Below are 13,219 nucleotides of genomic sequence, written 5' to 3'. Positions count from 1 at the left end.
GTCGTCAGGGGCGGCCGGGGCGTGGCGGCCGGTCGGGCCGTCGGAGGCGGCCGACCCGGTGGTCCTGGTCGCCCACGGCAGCCGGGACCCGAGGGCCGCCGAGGCGACCCGGGCGCTGGCCCGGGCCGTGTCGGCCGCCCGGCCGGGCACGCCGGTGCTGGCGAGCTGGTTGGACCACACCGAACCGGGGCCGGCGACCGTGCTGCGGAACCTGGCCGCCGCCGGGCACCCCCGGGCCGTGCTGGTGCCGCTGCTGCTCACGGCGGCGTACCACCGGCGGGTGGACGTCCCGGCGGCGGTCGCGGCCGCCCGGGAGTCGGGGTCCCCGATCGCGGTACGGGTGACCGACGTGCTCGGCCCGGCCGACGGGGCGGTGGACGCCGCTCTGCTGGCGGGCCTGCACCGGAGGTTGGGGGAGGCGGGGGCGGGGCGCTTCGACGGACTGGTGCTGGCCGCGGCCGGCACCAGGGACGCCCGGGCGCGCGGGTCGGTGGGCCGGGTGGCCGCCGCGCTGCGCGCCGGTCTCGGCGTGCCCACCCGCGTGTCGTACGCCTCGGCGGCCCCGCCGGCTGTCGCGGCGGCGGTGGCGCGGCTGCGTGCCCGGGGCGCCGGGCGGGTGGCGGTGTCGGCGTACTTCCTGGCTCCGGGCCTGTTCCACGACGCCGTCGCCACGGCGGCGCGGGGCGCCGGTGCGGTGGCGGTGTCCGCCCCGCTGACCGACGCGCCGGAGCTGGCCGAGCTGGTCCTGCGGCGCGTGGACGCGGCGAGCCGGGTGGCTGGGCTCACGGCCGGGTCGTGACCGGAGGCCGGATCACCGGTACGGCCACCGGACAGCAGTACGCCCCGGCGGGCGTACCCGGCCGGGGCGTACTGACTGGTGCGTTGGGGATCAGGCGGAGTGAGCGCGCAGCACCCGGAGGCCACCGCGGCGCTTGACAGCCCGCCGCTCCTCCTCGCTCATCCCGCCCCAGACGCCGGCGTCCTGACCGGACTCCAGCGCCCACTGCAGGCACTGGTCGGTCACGGAGCAGCGCCGGCAGACGGCCTTGGCCTGCTCGACCTGCAGGAGAGCCGGCCCGGACGTCCCGATCGGGAAGAACAGCTCCGGGTCCTCGTCGCGGCAGACAGCATGGTGACGCCAGTCCATGGCGGCAACACTCCTCATTCTGGGTGGGTGGCAGAGATTGCTTCTGTTGCTTTTCCTATATGCATCCGCAGCGCCGAATGGTGACGGTTCGCGTACGCCTATTCGGCAGTGCGTGAGCAGGCTGTGTCGGCCCCGCGGACCTGCTGGAACAGCTCAACCTGACGAGCCTATCCAAACAATGTCCCGGTAACTCAAGTTCGCTTGTGAATACTTTCACGAACGCCCGGGATGTCAAGGGTGACGCTCGGAAAAACTCCGGGCGGTGAGCAAGCCCACAACCCCTTTGTCCGGATTCCAGCACCTTCCTGGTTACCCGGCGTACCACTGTCGAGGATCAATATAGTACAGTCCGCGTGACATTGCTGACATTTCCGGCACAGCCCCTCGGTGTGGCGGCCGTCGCATCGGTCCGGTGTCGCGGCCGCGTCGACCTAGGGCAGTACCCGAGACCTAGCAGATTACTCTCAGTGCGGCGGGAATGGATGTGAATCTGACTTTCTCCCGCTCGCCAAGGTAGTCGCCGTCGAGCTGGAACGCCTGCGGACGGGCCGAGACCAGGGTGAACTCCGCGACATCGTGCAGCCGCAGCACCTGGCGGCCGTGCGGATCCGGGGTCCGGGAGAAGAACTGCGTCACCGTGCGTGTCGTACTGGCCACCCGGAGCTGCCGCAGGGCGAGCACGTCCAGGCCCAGGTCGAACGACGCCTCCGGGTTCGGGTTGACCTCGCGGTCGCCCAGGTACGTCCACGGCGCGGTGTTCTGGATGATGACCGTCGCCAGCTCGCCCTCCGGCAACTCGTCCGGGCGCTCCAGGCTGATCGCCGGATGGCGGCGGTCGGAGTTGAGGAAGTACTGGGCCGCGGTGGACCGGAAGTAGAGCGCGGGCGTCGAGACCCGGCCCCGCCGGCGGGCCTGCTCCACCCGGTGGATGACGGCCGCGTCGAGGCCGAAGCCCGCGCAGAAGGTGAAGTAGCGGTCGTCGGCCCGGCCGAGCCCGATCGTCCGGTAGCGGCCCAGCCGCAGGCCCTCCAGGATCATGCTGGTCCCGTCCGGCCAGTCCCGGGGCAGGCCCAGCGCCCGCGCGAAGACGTTGGTCGAGCCCCCCGGCACGGTCGCCAGGGCGGGCAGCCGCTCGGCCGGCGTGGTGCTGGCGGGGATGGTCGGCGGCTGCGCCGCCATCAGGCCGTTGACGACCTCGTTGACCGTGCCGTCGCCACCGAGCGTCACGACGACGTCGACGCCCTCCTCGGCCGCCTCGCGCGCCAGGTCGGTCGCGTGCCCCCGCCGCCGGGTGTAGCGCACGGACAGGTCGACTTCGCTGCGCAGTGCCCGGACCAGGACGTCCCGGCTGCGCTCGCTGGTGGTGGTGGCCTTCGGATTGACCACCAGGACGGCCCGCATGGGCGGCACTGTACCGCGCGCCACCACGGGTATCGTGGCGCGCGTGACCATCGACTCCGACCCGATCCCCGCCACCCTCAGCTGGGCGGTCCGGCTGCTGCGGGCCGAGGCGGTCGCCGTGGGACTGGTCGCCGCGTGGCTGCTCTGGGCCGATCTCACCGCCACGACCACCGACCTCACGTCGGCGTTGCTCGTGACCGCGTTCGCCATCGGCGCGGCGGCGGCCCTCTGGGCGCTGGGCGGCGCGCTGGCGCACCGGAAGGCGGGAGCCCGGGCCCCGGCGATCGTGCTCCAGTTGATGCTGCTGCCCATCGGCTGGTTCATGGTCCAGGGCGGGATGGGGTGGCTCGGCGTACCGCTGATGGCGCTCGGCCTCGGGATGACCGCTCTGCTGGTGAGCACCCCCACCACCCGGGCGCTCGGCTTCGAGTGACCCCGCCGGGCCCGCGCGGCCAGGCGCCGGACGGGCGGCCGGTCAGTAGCCGGAGGCGCGGCGGGTGAGCAGCGAGATGGTGGCCCGACCGTCGGAGGCCGTCGCGGCCGCCGCCGTGGTCAGCGCCGTGAGCACCTTCCAGGCGAAGGACGACTCGGCGGGGAGCGTCGCGCCGCGGACCGTCGGCACGGTCACCTCCACGGTGAGCGCGTCGTCCGTGACCGCGAAGCGGCAGTCGAGCTCCGCGTCGCGGGTGGCGATGGCGAGCAGCATCGCGCACGCCTCGTCGACGGCGATGCGCAGGTCCTCGATCTCGTCGAGGGCGAACTGCAGCCGCGCCGCGAGCCCCGCGGTGGCGGTACGTAGCACCCCGAGGTAGCCCCCGTCCGCGGGCACGGTGAGGTGCACGACGTCGTCGTCGGTCGTCGGCTGCCCGGTCAGTTGAGTCACCACTCATCCCCCCGGTCGGGGACTCTACCCGCTCGGTCGCCCGAACGTGTGGGGACCGCCACGTTCCCGCCCGCGGGACCCGTCAGCGCGCCCCGCCCGGCTGGTGGGAGCGGGTCCGGGCCCGGCCATGACGTGCGCCATGACGACGACGGCCGGCACGCCCTGGGGACGTGCCGGCCGGATCGTCGGCGGACCGGAGAGGGTCACGCCTGCTTGGTCTCCCAGAAGATCTTGGAGATCTCGTCGATCTTCTGGAGCAGCTCGTCGGCCTTGGACGGGTCGGTGCCGCCCTTCGCGCCGGCGGCGCCGGCCAGCTTGGTGGCCTCGTTGAACAGCTGGTGCAGGTGCGGGTACTTCTCGAAGTGGGCCGGCTTGAAGTAGTCGGTCCACAGCACCCACAGGTGGTGCTTCACCAGGTCGGCGCGCTGCTCCTTGATCAGGATGGCGCGGGTGCGGAACTCGGGGTCGGTGTTGGCCTGGTACTTCTCGCAGATCGCCTTCACCGACTCGGCCTCGATCCGGGCCTGGGCCGGGTCGTAGACGCCGCAGGGCAGGTCGCAGTGGGCGCTGGCGGTCACGCGGGGCGTAAGGATGCGCGGAAGTCGCATCAGGATCCTCCATGGGAAGTTTGCGATGATCCAAGACGACATTACTCCTGGACGCGCTCCGGGGAGGCCGGGTGGAGGGGAAACCGATGGGGACCGATCACCCGACGGTGGCCCCCCGGCTGCGGTGGCCGCTGACCGCCGTACTGGTGACCGGTCCGTCCATGTCGCCCACGCTGCGGCACGGCGACGCGGTGCTGGTCCGCCCCGGCGGCCGGGCGGTCCGCCCCGGCGACGTCGTGGTCGCGGTCTTCCGCAGCCGCCCCGACCTGCTCGTGGTCAAGCGCGCGATCCGCGTCCAGGACGGCGGGTGGTGGCTGCGCGGCGACAACGACCTGGTCACCGACGACTCCCGGGCGTACGGGGTGGCCGACGTGCGGGGCCGCGTGGTGGCCCGCTACTGGCCCCGGCCCGCCCGGGTGCGCCCACAGCGGATATGACCCCGCTCACACCGGTGTGACGGTGGCGACACTATGCTCCAGACGTGCCCGGGTGACCCCCGCACCGCGTGCCGCCGCTCGGCGCCTCACCTCGCGTCCGCGCCGGCCGCCCCGTCTGCTCGACAGATCCTGGAGTCACCATGTCATCCTCCACCGTGGACCCCGCTGATCCCGTCTTCCGGCTGCACCGGGGCGGCAAGATGGCCGTCGCCTCGACCGTCCCGCTGACCAGCCGCGAGGACCTCTCCCTCGCGTACACCCCGGGTGTGGCCCGGGTCTGCGAGGCGATCGCCGCCGACCCGACGCTCGCCGACGACTACACCTGGGCGTCGCACACCGTCGCGGTCGTCACCGACGGCTCGGCCGTACTCGGGCTCGGCAACATCGGCCCGCGCGCCTCGCTGCCGGTGATGGAGGGCAAGGCGGTGCTGTTCAAGCAGTTCGGCGGCGTCGACGCGGTGCCGGTCTGCCTGGACACGCAGGACGTGGACGAGATCGTGGCGGTGGTGCGGGCGCTGGCCCCGTCGTTCGGCGGGATCAACCTGGAGGACATCAGCGCCCCGCGCTGCTTCGAGGTGGAGCGCCGGCTCGACGAGGCCCTGGACATCCCGGTCTTCCACGACGACCAGCACGGCACCGCGATCGTCGTGCTGGCCGCCCTGCGCAACGCCGCCAGGCTGCTCGACCGCAAGCTCGGCGACCTGCGGGTGACGGTCAGCGGCGCCGGCGCGGCGGGGGTCGCGGTGACGAAGATGCTGATCGCCGGCGGCGTGAACCCCGACCAGGTGGTGGTCTGCGACTCCAAGGGGATCATCGGCCGGCACCGGCCCGAACTGACCGGCACCAAGGCCGAGCTGGCGGCGGCCACCAACGCCGACGGTCGCGAGGGCGACATCACCGAGGCGCTGCGCGACGCGGACGTGCTGATCGGCGTCTCGGGCGGGCAGATCCCCGAGGCGGCGGTCGCCGGCATGGCCCCCGGCGGCATCGTCTTCGCCCTGGCGAACCCGACGCCCGAGGTGCACCCCGAGGTGGCCGCCCGGCACGTGGCGGTCGTCGCCACCGGCCGCAGCGACTACCCCAACCAGATCAACAACGTGCTGGCCTTCCCGGGTGTGTTCCGGGGCGCGCTGGACGCCAGGGCCACCCGGATCACCGAGGGGATGAAGGTCGCCGCCGCCGACGCGATCGCAGGCGTGGTGGCCGAGTCGCTCACCGCGGAGGCGATCGTCCCGTCCCCGCTCGATCCCCGGGTCGCCCCCGCGGTGGCCGAGGCGGTCGCCGAGGCCGCCCGCCGCGACGGCGTCACCCGCTGAAAGTTCAAGGAAGGGCTCCTTCCTGTCGCCCAGGCGACAGGAAGGAGCCCTTCCCTACACGTCGGTGCCCTTCTTGTCGGGGGCTCGGCTTGTTACCGTGCCGATCATGCGTGCCGCCTTCGCCTCCCGCTTCGACGACGCCAACCCGCTCGCCGCGCTCACCGTCGGCGAGCAGCCCGAGCCGACCCACCCGGCCGACGACTGGGTGACCGTGCAGGTGCGGGCCAGCTCCCTCAACCACCACGACCTCTGGTCCCTGCGGGGGGTGGGGCTGCGCGCCGAGCAGCTGCCCATGATCCTCGGCTGCGACGCCGTCGGCGTGGACCCGGACGGCAACGAGGTCGTCGTCTACCCGGTGATCCCCACCCCGGGTGACCCGCGCGGCATCTCCATCCTCTCGGAGCACTTCCCCGGCACGCTGGCCGAGCGGGTCGCCGTACCCCGGTCGAACCTGCTGGCCCTGCCGGCGGGACTGGCGGCGGCCGACGCGGCCTGCCTGCCGACGGCCTGGCTGACCGCGTGGCGGATGCTGACCACCGTGGGCCGGGTCGACGAGGGCGACGCCGTGCTGGTGCAGGGCGCTGGCGGGGGCGTGGCCACCGCGGCCGTCGCGCTCGCCGCCGCGATGGGCAAGCGGGTGTACGCGACCAGCCGCGACGCCGCCAAGCGGGAACGGATCGCCGAGCTGGGCGCCACCGCCGTCGAGCCTGGCGCCCGGCTGCCGGAGCGGGTCGACGTGGTGATCGAGACGGTCGGCGCGGCCACCTTCGACCACTCGCTGAAGTCCGCCGCGCCGATGGCCCGGATCGTGGTCTCCGGCGCCACCTCGGGACACGAGCCGAAGGTCAACCTGCGCCGGGTCTTCGCCATGCAGCTGGAGATCCTCGGCACCTCGATGGGCACCCCCGACGAGCTGGCCGCCCTGCTCGCGTTCTGCGCCGAGCGCGGCGTGCGCCCGGTGGTGGACTCCGTGCTCCCGTTCAGCGAGGTCGCCGACGCCTTCGCCCGCCTGCACTCCGGCGACGTCTTCGGCAAGGTCGTCGTCGACCACACCGCCTGAGTCCCGCCGTCGCCGGTGGCCTCCCTGGTCGGGGAGGCCGCCGTCGGTGTCGCCGTGGGCCTCCCCTGGGCAGGGAGGCCGCCGTCGGTCAGAGGCGGTTGTCGAGGGTGGCGACGTCGTCGCGGGCGGCGTCGGTGGGGATGCGGCCCTTGGCGGCCTGGTCGCCGTAGAGCGACCAGCGCAGGAACTCGACAGTGGTGTCCGAGACCACCCGCAGCGAGGCGCCGTCGCTGAGCAGCGCCCGGCCGTGGTCGCCCTTCGGCAGGCTCAGCATCGCCTTCGGCCAGGGCACCCGGTCGTAGGCGGCCTTGCCGGCGGCGTACTCGACCACCTCGTCGGCCTCGCCGTGCACGAAGAGCTGCGGGGCGGCGGCGCCCGCGAAGGCGGTGCCGACGCCGAGCGCCGTGCCGGCGAAGACGACCCCGGCGTCCAGCCGTTCGTCCCGGCCGGCGGTGAACAGGCCGATGGTGGTCACCCCGCCGGCCGAGTGCCCGGCCGCCGCCACCCGGTCCGTGGCCAGCCGGCCGCGCAGCGGGTCGCCGGCCTTGCCGTCGAGGGCGAGGACCTGGGTCAGCACGTACGACACGTCGGCCGGCTGGTTGAGCACGTCGAGCACGTTGCCGTCGCCACCCCGGGCGGTGTGCGGGAAGGTCGGCGCGGCCACCACGAACCCGGCCGCCGCCCAGCGGGTGAGTAGCGTCTCGTAGTCGGCCGGCCGGGCGCTCAACCCGTGGCTGAACATCACCACGGGGAACTTCCCCGTGGCGGCGTCCGCCGACCGCTCCGGCTGCCCGCCGGGCTTTCCGGCCGCCGGGTACCAGACGGTCACCGGCAGCGGGCGCTTCCCGTCGCGGTTCAGCTTCAGCTGCCGTACGCCGACGGCGAAGGCCTTCTCGGGTGCGGTGCCGACGGGCACCTGCGGGGTGGGGCCGGCCGCCTGTGCGGGCGGCGCCGAGGCCGTCACCTGCGGGGCCGCCTGGGAGCCTGCCGCCTGCGGGGCCGGCCCGGCGTCGTCGGAGCAGCCGACCAGACCGGCGGTGAGCAGTGCGGAGGCGAACAGGGCGGGGGTGACACGACGCGGCATGGGAACGATTGTGCCTCGCGGCCCGCCCCCGCCCGCCGGGGATCGACGCGGTGGTCAGCGGGCGGGGCGGGTCTCGTAGAGCGTCACGCCGGGGCGGCGGGCGTCGCCGGGCAGGCGGCGGCCGGCGGCCGGGTCGCCGTAGAGCGTCCAGCGGAGGAAGTCCGTCGTGGTGGCCAGGACCTGGTCGAAGCCGGGCCGCCCCGGGTTCAGGTACTCGCCGTGGCCCTGCCCGAGCAGGCTCAGGAACGCGGTGGGGCCGGTCGTGCGCTGGTACGCGGCGCGGCCGACCGTCACCGGCACGATCTTGTCCGCCGTACCGTGCACGAAGAGCAGCGGGGCCGCCGGACCGGCGAAGCTGCCGGCCGTTCCGCCACCGGCGATCACGATGCCGGCCCGTAGCCGCCCCGAGCGTCCGGAGGTGAACATGCCGGCCGTGGTGAAGCCGCCCGCCGAGTGGCCGGCGGCGGCGACCCGGGTGACGTCGAGGTGCCCGGCGAGCGGGTCTCCGGCGCGGGCGTCGAGCCGCGTCAGGTGCCGGATCAGCCGCCAGCCGTCGGCCGGCTGGTGGCGTACGTCGGCACGGCTGAACCGGGCCGCGCCCCGCCGGGTGTGCGGGTAGGCCGGGGCGGCGACCACGAACCCCGCGGCGGCCCAGCGCGCGGTCAGGCCGGCGTGCAGCTCGGGCAGGCTGTGCAGCCCGTGGCTGTAGACCACCACGGGGAAGCGCCCGGCGGCCACCGCGTCGCCCTCCGCCGGGTACCAGACGGTCACCGGCAGGGGACGCGCCGAGGTCGGGTCGACGGTGAACGTGCGTACGCCGACGGCGTAGGCGGCCACGGGCGCCGGGCGGGCCGGCGGTGTGCCGGGCGCGGCGGCTCCCGCCGGGGCGCAACCGGCCAGCAACGTCGTCATCAGCACGGCGACCAGCCGCCTTGTCCCCACGGATTCACGGTAGGTGCCCGGCGGCCCGCAGTGGTCCCGCCGTCCGGACCGGACGCCCTCACCACCCGGGCGGATCGTCTCCACCGGCCGGCTGGACCTGACCCCGGGACGCGCGCCGGGGACGGCGGCGCGCAACCGGCTTGGCTAGGGTCACCGCCATGCCTGAGAACCGCACCGACCCGAGCGGCAACACCGAGGCGTTCCGCGCCTACGCCCACACCGCCGAGCCCGAGGCACCGACCGGCGCGTCCCGGACGCCGCTGCTCGTCGGCGCGGTGGTCGTCGCGGTCGTGCTGGTCGCCCTCCTCGCCTGGCTCGCGCTGGGCTGAGCGGCGTGGCGCCGCCTGGAGGCCCGGAGCCGGGCGCGGGGGAGCCGCCGACGGTAAGCCCTGAGCCGGGCGCGGGGGAGCTGCCGAGGGAAAACCCGGAGCCGGCGGCGGGCCCGGGGCGGTGGCGGAGGCTCCGCTCCGGTCTTCGCGGCGTCCACCGGGGCAGTGCCGCCCTCGGCCTGGTACTGCTGCTCGCGGGCCTGACGTACGCGGTGGCCATCGGGGCGTACAAGTGGCACCTGCACGCCAAGGCGGAGCGGCTGCGGGCGGACGGCATCCCGGTGCGGGCCACGGTGAGCGACCGCCGCGACACCGTCGGACGCGGCGGCGGCACCGACACCGTCCAGGTCTGGTACGAGTACGGCGGCGTCCAGCACAACGAGCGCATCCTCTGCGGCTCGGCGGGCGGCTGTACCGAGGACCCCCCGGCGGAGATGATGCTCTGGGTCGATCCGGAGCGCCCGGCGGAGTTCGTGGCCGCCAACGGCAACACCGACGACTCGGTCTTCTTCCTCAACTCCTGGGGCGGCGTCCCGTTCGGGCTGCTGGGTGCGGCGTTGGGCGGGGGTTTCCTCTTCGCGGCCCTCGTTCCGACGGGGATGCTCGACCGGCCCGCCCCCGCACCGCCCCGGCGGAGGCCGGGGCGCGACCGCGTCCGGCGTACCCGGGCCGCCCGGCGGCGGGGCAAGGCCCGCCGCTGAGGCCGACGGCATTGGCGCGCGGACTCGACCCATCGGCCAGCGACAGGCTCGCCGGCGCGACGGGCGCTTGCCGTTGCGGCCTGGGCGGTCAGGCGGTGGCCTCGACCACCGCGCGGGTCTGTAGGGCGATCTCGCGTTCCTCGTCGGTGCCGACGACGCAGACGGTCACCTCGGCGCCCTCCGGCGAGATGACCCGGTCGCCGGAGCCGGCGTTGCGTTCGGGGTCCACCGCGATGCCGAGCCGCTCCAGGCCGGCCAGGGCGGCGGCGCGGACCGGCGCGGCGTGCTCGCCCACGCCGGCGGTGAAGGTGACGGCGTCCACCCGGCCGAGCAGCGCGTAGTACGCCCCCACGTAGCCGGTGATCCGCCGGCAGTAGACGTCGAAGGCGAGCGCCGCTGCCGGGTCGCCGTCCGCCCGGCGGGCGAGCACCTCGCGCATGTCGTTGGCGCCGGTCAGTCCGAGCAGGCCGCTGCGGTGGTTGAGCAGGTCGTCGATCTCGTCGACGGAGAGCCCGCCCTCGCGGCGCAGGTGGAAGATCACGGTCGGGTCCAGGTCGCCGCTGCGGGTGCCCATCACCAGGCCCTCCAGCGGGGACATCCCCATCGAGGTCGCCACGCTCCGGCCGCCGGCCACCGCGCAGGCGCTCGCGCCGTTGCCGAGGTGCAGGGTGATCGTGTTCACCTCGGCGTACGGGCGGCCGAGCAGTTCGGCGGTGCGCCGCGACACGTACGCGTGCGAGGTGCCGTGGAACCCGTAGCGCCGGATGCCGTACCGCTCGGCGGTGTCCCGCTCGATCGCGTAGGTCGCGGCGGCCTCGGGCAGGGTGGTGTGGAACGCGGTGTCGAAGACGGCGACCTGCGGCACGTCCGGCAGCGCCGCCCGGGCGACCTCGATGCCGGCCAGGTTGGCAGGGTTGTGCAGCGGCGCGAGCGGGACCAGGTCGCGGATCGCGGCCAGCACCGCGTCGTCGATCAGCACCGGCTCGCCGAACCGCCTCCCGCCGTGCACCACCCGGTGCCCGACGGCGGCCAGCCCGGTCAGGTCCAGCCCGTCGAGGATGCCCCGGACGGCCGTCTCGTGGTCGGCCGGACCGCCGCCGGCCTCGCCGACCCGCTCCACGGTGCCCTTGTCGACCACCCGGTCGCCGTCGAAGAGCCGGTACTTCACCGACGACGACCCGCAGTTGAGGACGAGGACGCGACCGGCCGGGCGCTCCTGCGGGGCGGCGGTACCGCTCATGACGACTCCTCGGTGGCCGCGGCCTGGATGGCGGTGATCGCCACGGTGTTGACGATGTCCGGCACGGTGGCGCCCCGGGACAGGTCGTTGACCGGCCGGCGCAGGCCCTGCATCACCGGCCCGACGGCCACCGCCCCGGCGGAGCGCTGCACCGCCTTGTACGTGTTGTTGCCGGTGTTGAGGTCCGGGAAGATGAAGACCGTGGCCCGGCCGGCGACGTCGCTGCCGGGCAGCTTCGTCGCCGCCACGGCCGGGTCGATGGCCGCGTCGTACTGGATGGGCCCCTCGACGAGCAGGTCGGGCCGGCGCTCGCGGACCAGCTTGGTGGCCGCCGCGACCTTCTCCACGTCGGCGCCCGCCCCGGAACTGCCGGTGGAGTAGGAGAGCATCGCGACCCGGGGCTCGATGCCGAACCGGGCGGCGGTGTCGGCCGAGGAGATGGCGATGTCGGCGAGCTGGGCGGCGTCCGGGTCGGGGTTGACGGCGCAGTCGCCGTAGACCAGCACCCGGTCGGCGAGCAGCATGAAGAAGACGCTGGAGGCCACCGAGACGCCCGGCACGTTGCGGATGATCTCGAACGCGGGACGGATGGTTGCGGCGGTGGTGTGCGTCGCGCCGGAGACCATCCCGTCGGCGTGCCCCGTCTGGACCATCAGCGTGCCGAAGTAGTTCGGCTGGGCGACGACGTCGTGGGCCAGGTCGGCGGTCATGCCGCGGTGCGCGCGAAGCTCGGCGTACGTGGTGGCGAACTCGTCGCGCCACCCGCTGGTGACGGGGTCGACCACCTGGGCGCCGGTGATGTCGATGCCCAGCTCGCGGGTGCGCCGGGCGACGTCGTCGGGGCGGCCGAGCAGGGTGATGTCGGCGACGCTCCGGCGCAGCAGGATCTCCGTGGCCCGCAGGATCCGTTCCTCCGCCCCCTCGGGCAGCACGAGGTGCCGGCGCCGGGCCCGGGCGCGGTCGATCAGGTCGTACTCGAACATCAGCGGGGTGACCCGCTCGGAGCGGCTGACCCGCAGCCGGCGGGCCAGGTCGTCGGTGTCCACGCAGCGTTCGAACGCGCCGAGCGCGGCCTCCACCTTGCGCGGGTTGGCCGCGCTGGGTCGCCCCTCGATCCGGCTGGACGCGGCCACGGTGTCGTAGCTGTCTCTGGGCACGGAGAGCACCGCGAGCCCGGTGTTGAGGCCCTCGACCAGCCGCATCGCGCGCGGGTCGGGCTGCTCGCCGAGGGTCAGCACCAGCCCCGAGACGGAGACCTGCCCGGCCACGTGCGCGGCGCTCGCCGCCACCAGCAGGTCGGCCCGGTCGCCGGGGGTGATCACCAGAGCTCCGTCGGTCAGGTGGTCCAGCAGCGTCGGCACGTGCGCCGCGCCCACCACGTAGTCGAGCACGTCGCGGCTGAGCGCGTCGTCGTCACCGGCGAGCAGGGTGGCGCCGAGCGCCGCCGCCACCTCGGCCACCGTCGGCGCCGACACGGTCGGCACCTCCGGGATGGCGTACGTGGGGACGGGCAGCTCGGGCAGCGTCATCGGGCCCGGGACCCGGTTGGCGATCACCGCCAGCACCGTCGCCCCCAGGTCCTCCAGATCGTGGTACGCCCCGCGCGCGGCGGCCGCGATCGCCGCCGGCTCCTGCCCGAAGCCGTCGACGACGGGCACCACCACGCTGCCGAACTCGGTGGCCAGCCGGGCGTTGAAGGCCAGCTCGCGGGGGCCGGCCCCGTCGCCGCCGTCGGCGAAGTCGCTGCCGACCACGACCACGGCGGGGCAGCGCCGCTCGACCTCCCGGTAGCGCTCGACGATGCCGGCGATGAGCTGCTCCCGCCGCCCGTCGGCGACCAGCGCGGTCGCCTCGGCGTAGCTGGTGCCGCTCAGGTCGGCCAGCGGAAGCTCGATCCGGTAGCGGTCACTGAGCAGGGCGAGGATCGGGTCGGGGCCGTGCCCCCGGACCAGCGGCCGGAACGCGCCGATCCGCTCGACCTGCCGGGACAACAACTCGGCCAGGCCGAGGGCGATTGTCGACTTTCCGCCGCCGGATCCCACGCTGGTCAGGTACACACTCCGCGCCACCC

Annotated in this window: 15 protein-coding genes; 7 read left to right on the top strand and 8 right to left on the bottom strand. The window is 74.6% G+C overall.

The genetic code is table 11. The annotated features are described in order from the left end of the window. The first annotated feature begins 58 nt into the window (after positions 1-58). Complete coding sequence (locus ACN27A_RS16495) at positions 59-799, top strand: sirohydrochlorin chelatase (RefSeq protein ID WP_421454373.1); 741 nt, start codon at positions 59-61, stop codon at positions 797-799. A gap of 90 nt (positions 800-889) precedes the next feature. On the opposite strand, the gene ACN27A_RS16490 is transcribed toward ACN27A_RS16495, so the two are convergent. Both ACN27A_RS16490 and ACN27A_RS16485 read right to left on the bottom strand, forming a co-directional pair. Beyond that, entirely contained in the window at positions 890-1,147 is a 258-nt protein-coding gene (locus ACN27A_RS16490) for a WhiB family transcriptional regulator (protein WP_007072794.1), read from the bottom strand. Positions 1,148-1,597: 450 nt separating this feature from the next. Continuing rightward, positions 1,598-2,548, bottom strand: a complete 951-nt coding sequence (locus ACN27A_RS16485; protein WP_357580022.1) for a diacylglycerol/lipid kinase family protein — start codon at positions 2,546-2,548, stop codon at positions 1,598-1,600. Between the two features lie 43 nt (positions 2,549-2,591). Here ACN27A_RS16485 and ACN27A_RS16480 point away from each other — a divergent pair, with 43 nt between their 5' ends. Continuing rightward, positions 2,592-2,981, top strand: a complete 390-nt coding sequence (locus tag ACN27A_RS16480; protein WP_421454369.1) for a hypothetical protein — start codon at positions 2,592-2,594, stop codon at positions 2,979-2,981. A gap of 42 nt (positions 2,982-3,023) precedes the next feature. Here ACN27A_RS16480 and ACN27A_RS16475 read toward each other — a convergent pair whose 3' ends face one another. Together ACN27A_RS16475 and sodN are read right to left on the bottom strand one after the other, a co-directional pair. Next, the gene (locus ACN27A_RS16475) at positions 3,024-3,431 is read right to left on the bottom strand and encodes an ATP-binding protein (protein ID WP_132231108.1); all 408 of its coding nucleotides are present in this window, start codon (positions 3,429-3,431) and stop codon (positions 3,024-3,026) included. A gap of 203 nt (positions 3,432-3,634) precedes the next feature. Then, a complete protein-coding gene (gene sodN / locus ACN27A_RS16470) occupies positions 3,635-4,039 on the bottom strand; it encodes a superoxide dismutase, Ni (protein ID WP_088998581.1) in 405 nt (134 codons plus the stop codon). A gap of 86 nt (positions 4,040-4,125) precedes the next feature. Here sodN and ACN27A_RS16465 point away from each other — a divergent pair, with 86 nt between their 5' ends. From ACN27A_RS16465 to ACN27A_RS16455, 3 genes are all read left to right on the top strand, one after another. Beyond that, positions 4,126-4,476 (top strand): S24 family peptidase, encoded by a 351-nt coding sequence (locus ACN27A_RS16465; RefSeq protein ID WP_421454366.1) that lies wholly within the window; start codon positions 4,126-4,128, stop codon positions 4,474-4,476. A 140-nt stretch (positions 4,477-4,616) separates the two neighbouring features. Continuing rightward, a complete protein-coding gene (locus ACN27A_RS16460; protein ID WP_421454363.1) occupies positions 4,617-5,792 on the top strand; it encodes an NAD(P)-dependent malic enzyme in 1,176 nt (391 codons plus the stop codon). 97 nt (positions 5,793-5,889) lie between these two features. Continuing rightward, complete coding sequence (locus ACN27A_RS16455; protein ID WP_421454361.1) at positions 5,890-6,852, top strand: zinc-binding dehydrogenase; 963 nt, start codon at positions 5,890-5,892, stop codon at positions 6,850-6,852. An 88-nt stretch (positions 6,853-6,940) separates the two neighbouring features. Here the strand turns inward: ACN27A_RS16455 and ACN27A_RS16450 are convergent, their stop codons facing one another. Both ACN27A_RS16450 and ACN27A_RS16445 read right to left on the bottom strand, forming a co-directional pair. Beyond that, positions 6,941-7,936: an alpha/beta hydrolase family protein gene (locus ACN27A_RS16450; RefSeq protein WP_421454359.1), complete on the bottom strand. Its 996-nt coding sequence runs from the start codon at positions 7,934-7,936 to the stop codon at positions 6,941-6,943. A gap of 54 nt (positions 7,937-7,990) precedes the next feature. Further along, the gene (locus ACN27A_RS16445) at positions 7,991-8,878 is read right to left on the bottom strand and encodes an alpha/beta hydrolase family protein (protein ID WP_421454356.1); all 888 of its coding nucleotides are present in this window, start codon (positions 8,876-8,878) and stop codon (positions 7,991-7,993) included. Positions 8,879-9,036: 158 nt separating this feature from the next. Between ACN27A_RS16445 and ACN27A_RS16440 the strand changes: the two genes are divergently transcribed. Both ACN27A_RS16440 and ACN27A_RS16435 read left to right on the top strand, forming a co-directional pair. Continuing rightward, a complete protein-coding gene (locus ACN27A_RS16440) occupies positions 9,037-9,207 on the top strand; it encodes a hypothetical protein (RefSeq protein ID WP_421454353.1) in 171 nt (56 codons plus the stop codon). Positions 9,208-9,212: 5 nt separating this feature from the next. Beyond that, a complete protein-coding gene (locus tag ACN27A_RS16435) occupies positions 9,213-9,908 on the top strand; it encodes a hypothetical protein (RefSeq protein WP_421454351.1) in 696 nt (231 codons plus the stop codon). Positions 9,909-9,996: 88 nt separating this feature from the next. Here the strand turns inward: ACN27A_RS16435 and ACN27A_RS16430 are convergent, their stop codons facing one another. Both ACN27A_RS16430 and pta read right to left on the bottom strand, forming a co-directional pair. After that, positions 9,997-11,148, bottom strand: a complete 1,152-nt coding sequence (locus ACN27A_RS16430) for an acetate/propionate family kinase (protein WP_421454349.1) — start codon at positions 11,146-11,148, stop codon at positions 9,997-9,999. After that, positions 11,145-13,217, bottom strand: coding sequence for a phosphate acetyltransferase (gene pta / locus ACN27A_RS16425; protein ID WP_421454346.1), 2,073 nt, complete (start codon positions 13,215-13,217; stop codon positions 11,145-11,147). The genes ACN27A_RS16430 and pta overlap by 4 nt, the downstream gene beginning before the upstream one ends. Positions 13,218-13,219: the final 2 nt, after the last annotated feature.

The organism is Micromonospora sp. WMMD737, from assembly GCF_049179055.1.
GTDB lineage: Bacteria > Actinomycetota > Actinomycetes > Mycobacteriales > Micromonosporaceae > Micromonospora > Micromonospora reichwaldensis.
Note: the sequence above shows the minus strand (reverse complement) of the source record. Positions and strands in the feature narration are given on the sequence as shown.

Coding starts and splice junctions, on each gene's coding strand:
- ACN27A_RS16490 (WP_007072794.1), bottom strand. CDS start 1,147: ATGGACTGGCGTCACCATGCTGTCTGCCGCGACGAGGACCCGGAGCTG.
- ACN27A_RS16485 (WP_357580022.1), bottom strand. CDS start 2,548: ATGCGGGCCGTCCTGGTGGTCAATCCGAAGGCCACCACCACCAGCGAG.
- sodN (WP_088998581.1), bottom strand. CDS start 4,039: ATGCGACTTCCGCGCATCCTTACGCCCCGCGTGACCGCCAGCGCCCAC.
- ACN27A_RS16465 (WP_421454366.1), top strand. CDS start 4,126: ATGGGGACCGATCACCCGACGGTGGCCCCCCGGCTGCGGTGGCCGCTG.
- ACN27A_RS16460 (WP_421454363.1), top strand. CDS start 4,617: ATGTCATCCTCCACCGTGGACCCCGCTGATCCCGTCTTCCGGCTGCAC.
- ACN27A_RS16450 (WP_421454359.1), bottom strand. CDS start 7,936: ATGCCGCGTCGTGTCACCCCCGCCCTGTTCGCCTCCGCACTGCTCACC.
- ACN27A_RS16440 (WP_421454353.1), top strand. CDS start 9,037: ATGCCTGAGAACCGCACCGACCCGAGCGGCAACACCGAGGCGTTCCGC.
- ACN27A_RS16430 (WP_421454349.1), bottom strand. CDS start 11,148: ATGAGCGGTACCGCCGCCCCGCAGGAGCGCCCGGCCGGTCGCGTCCTC.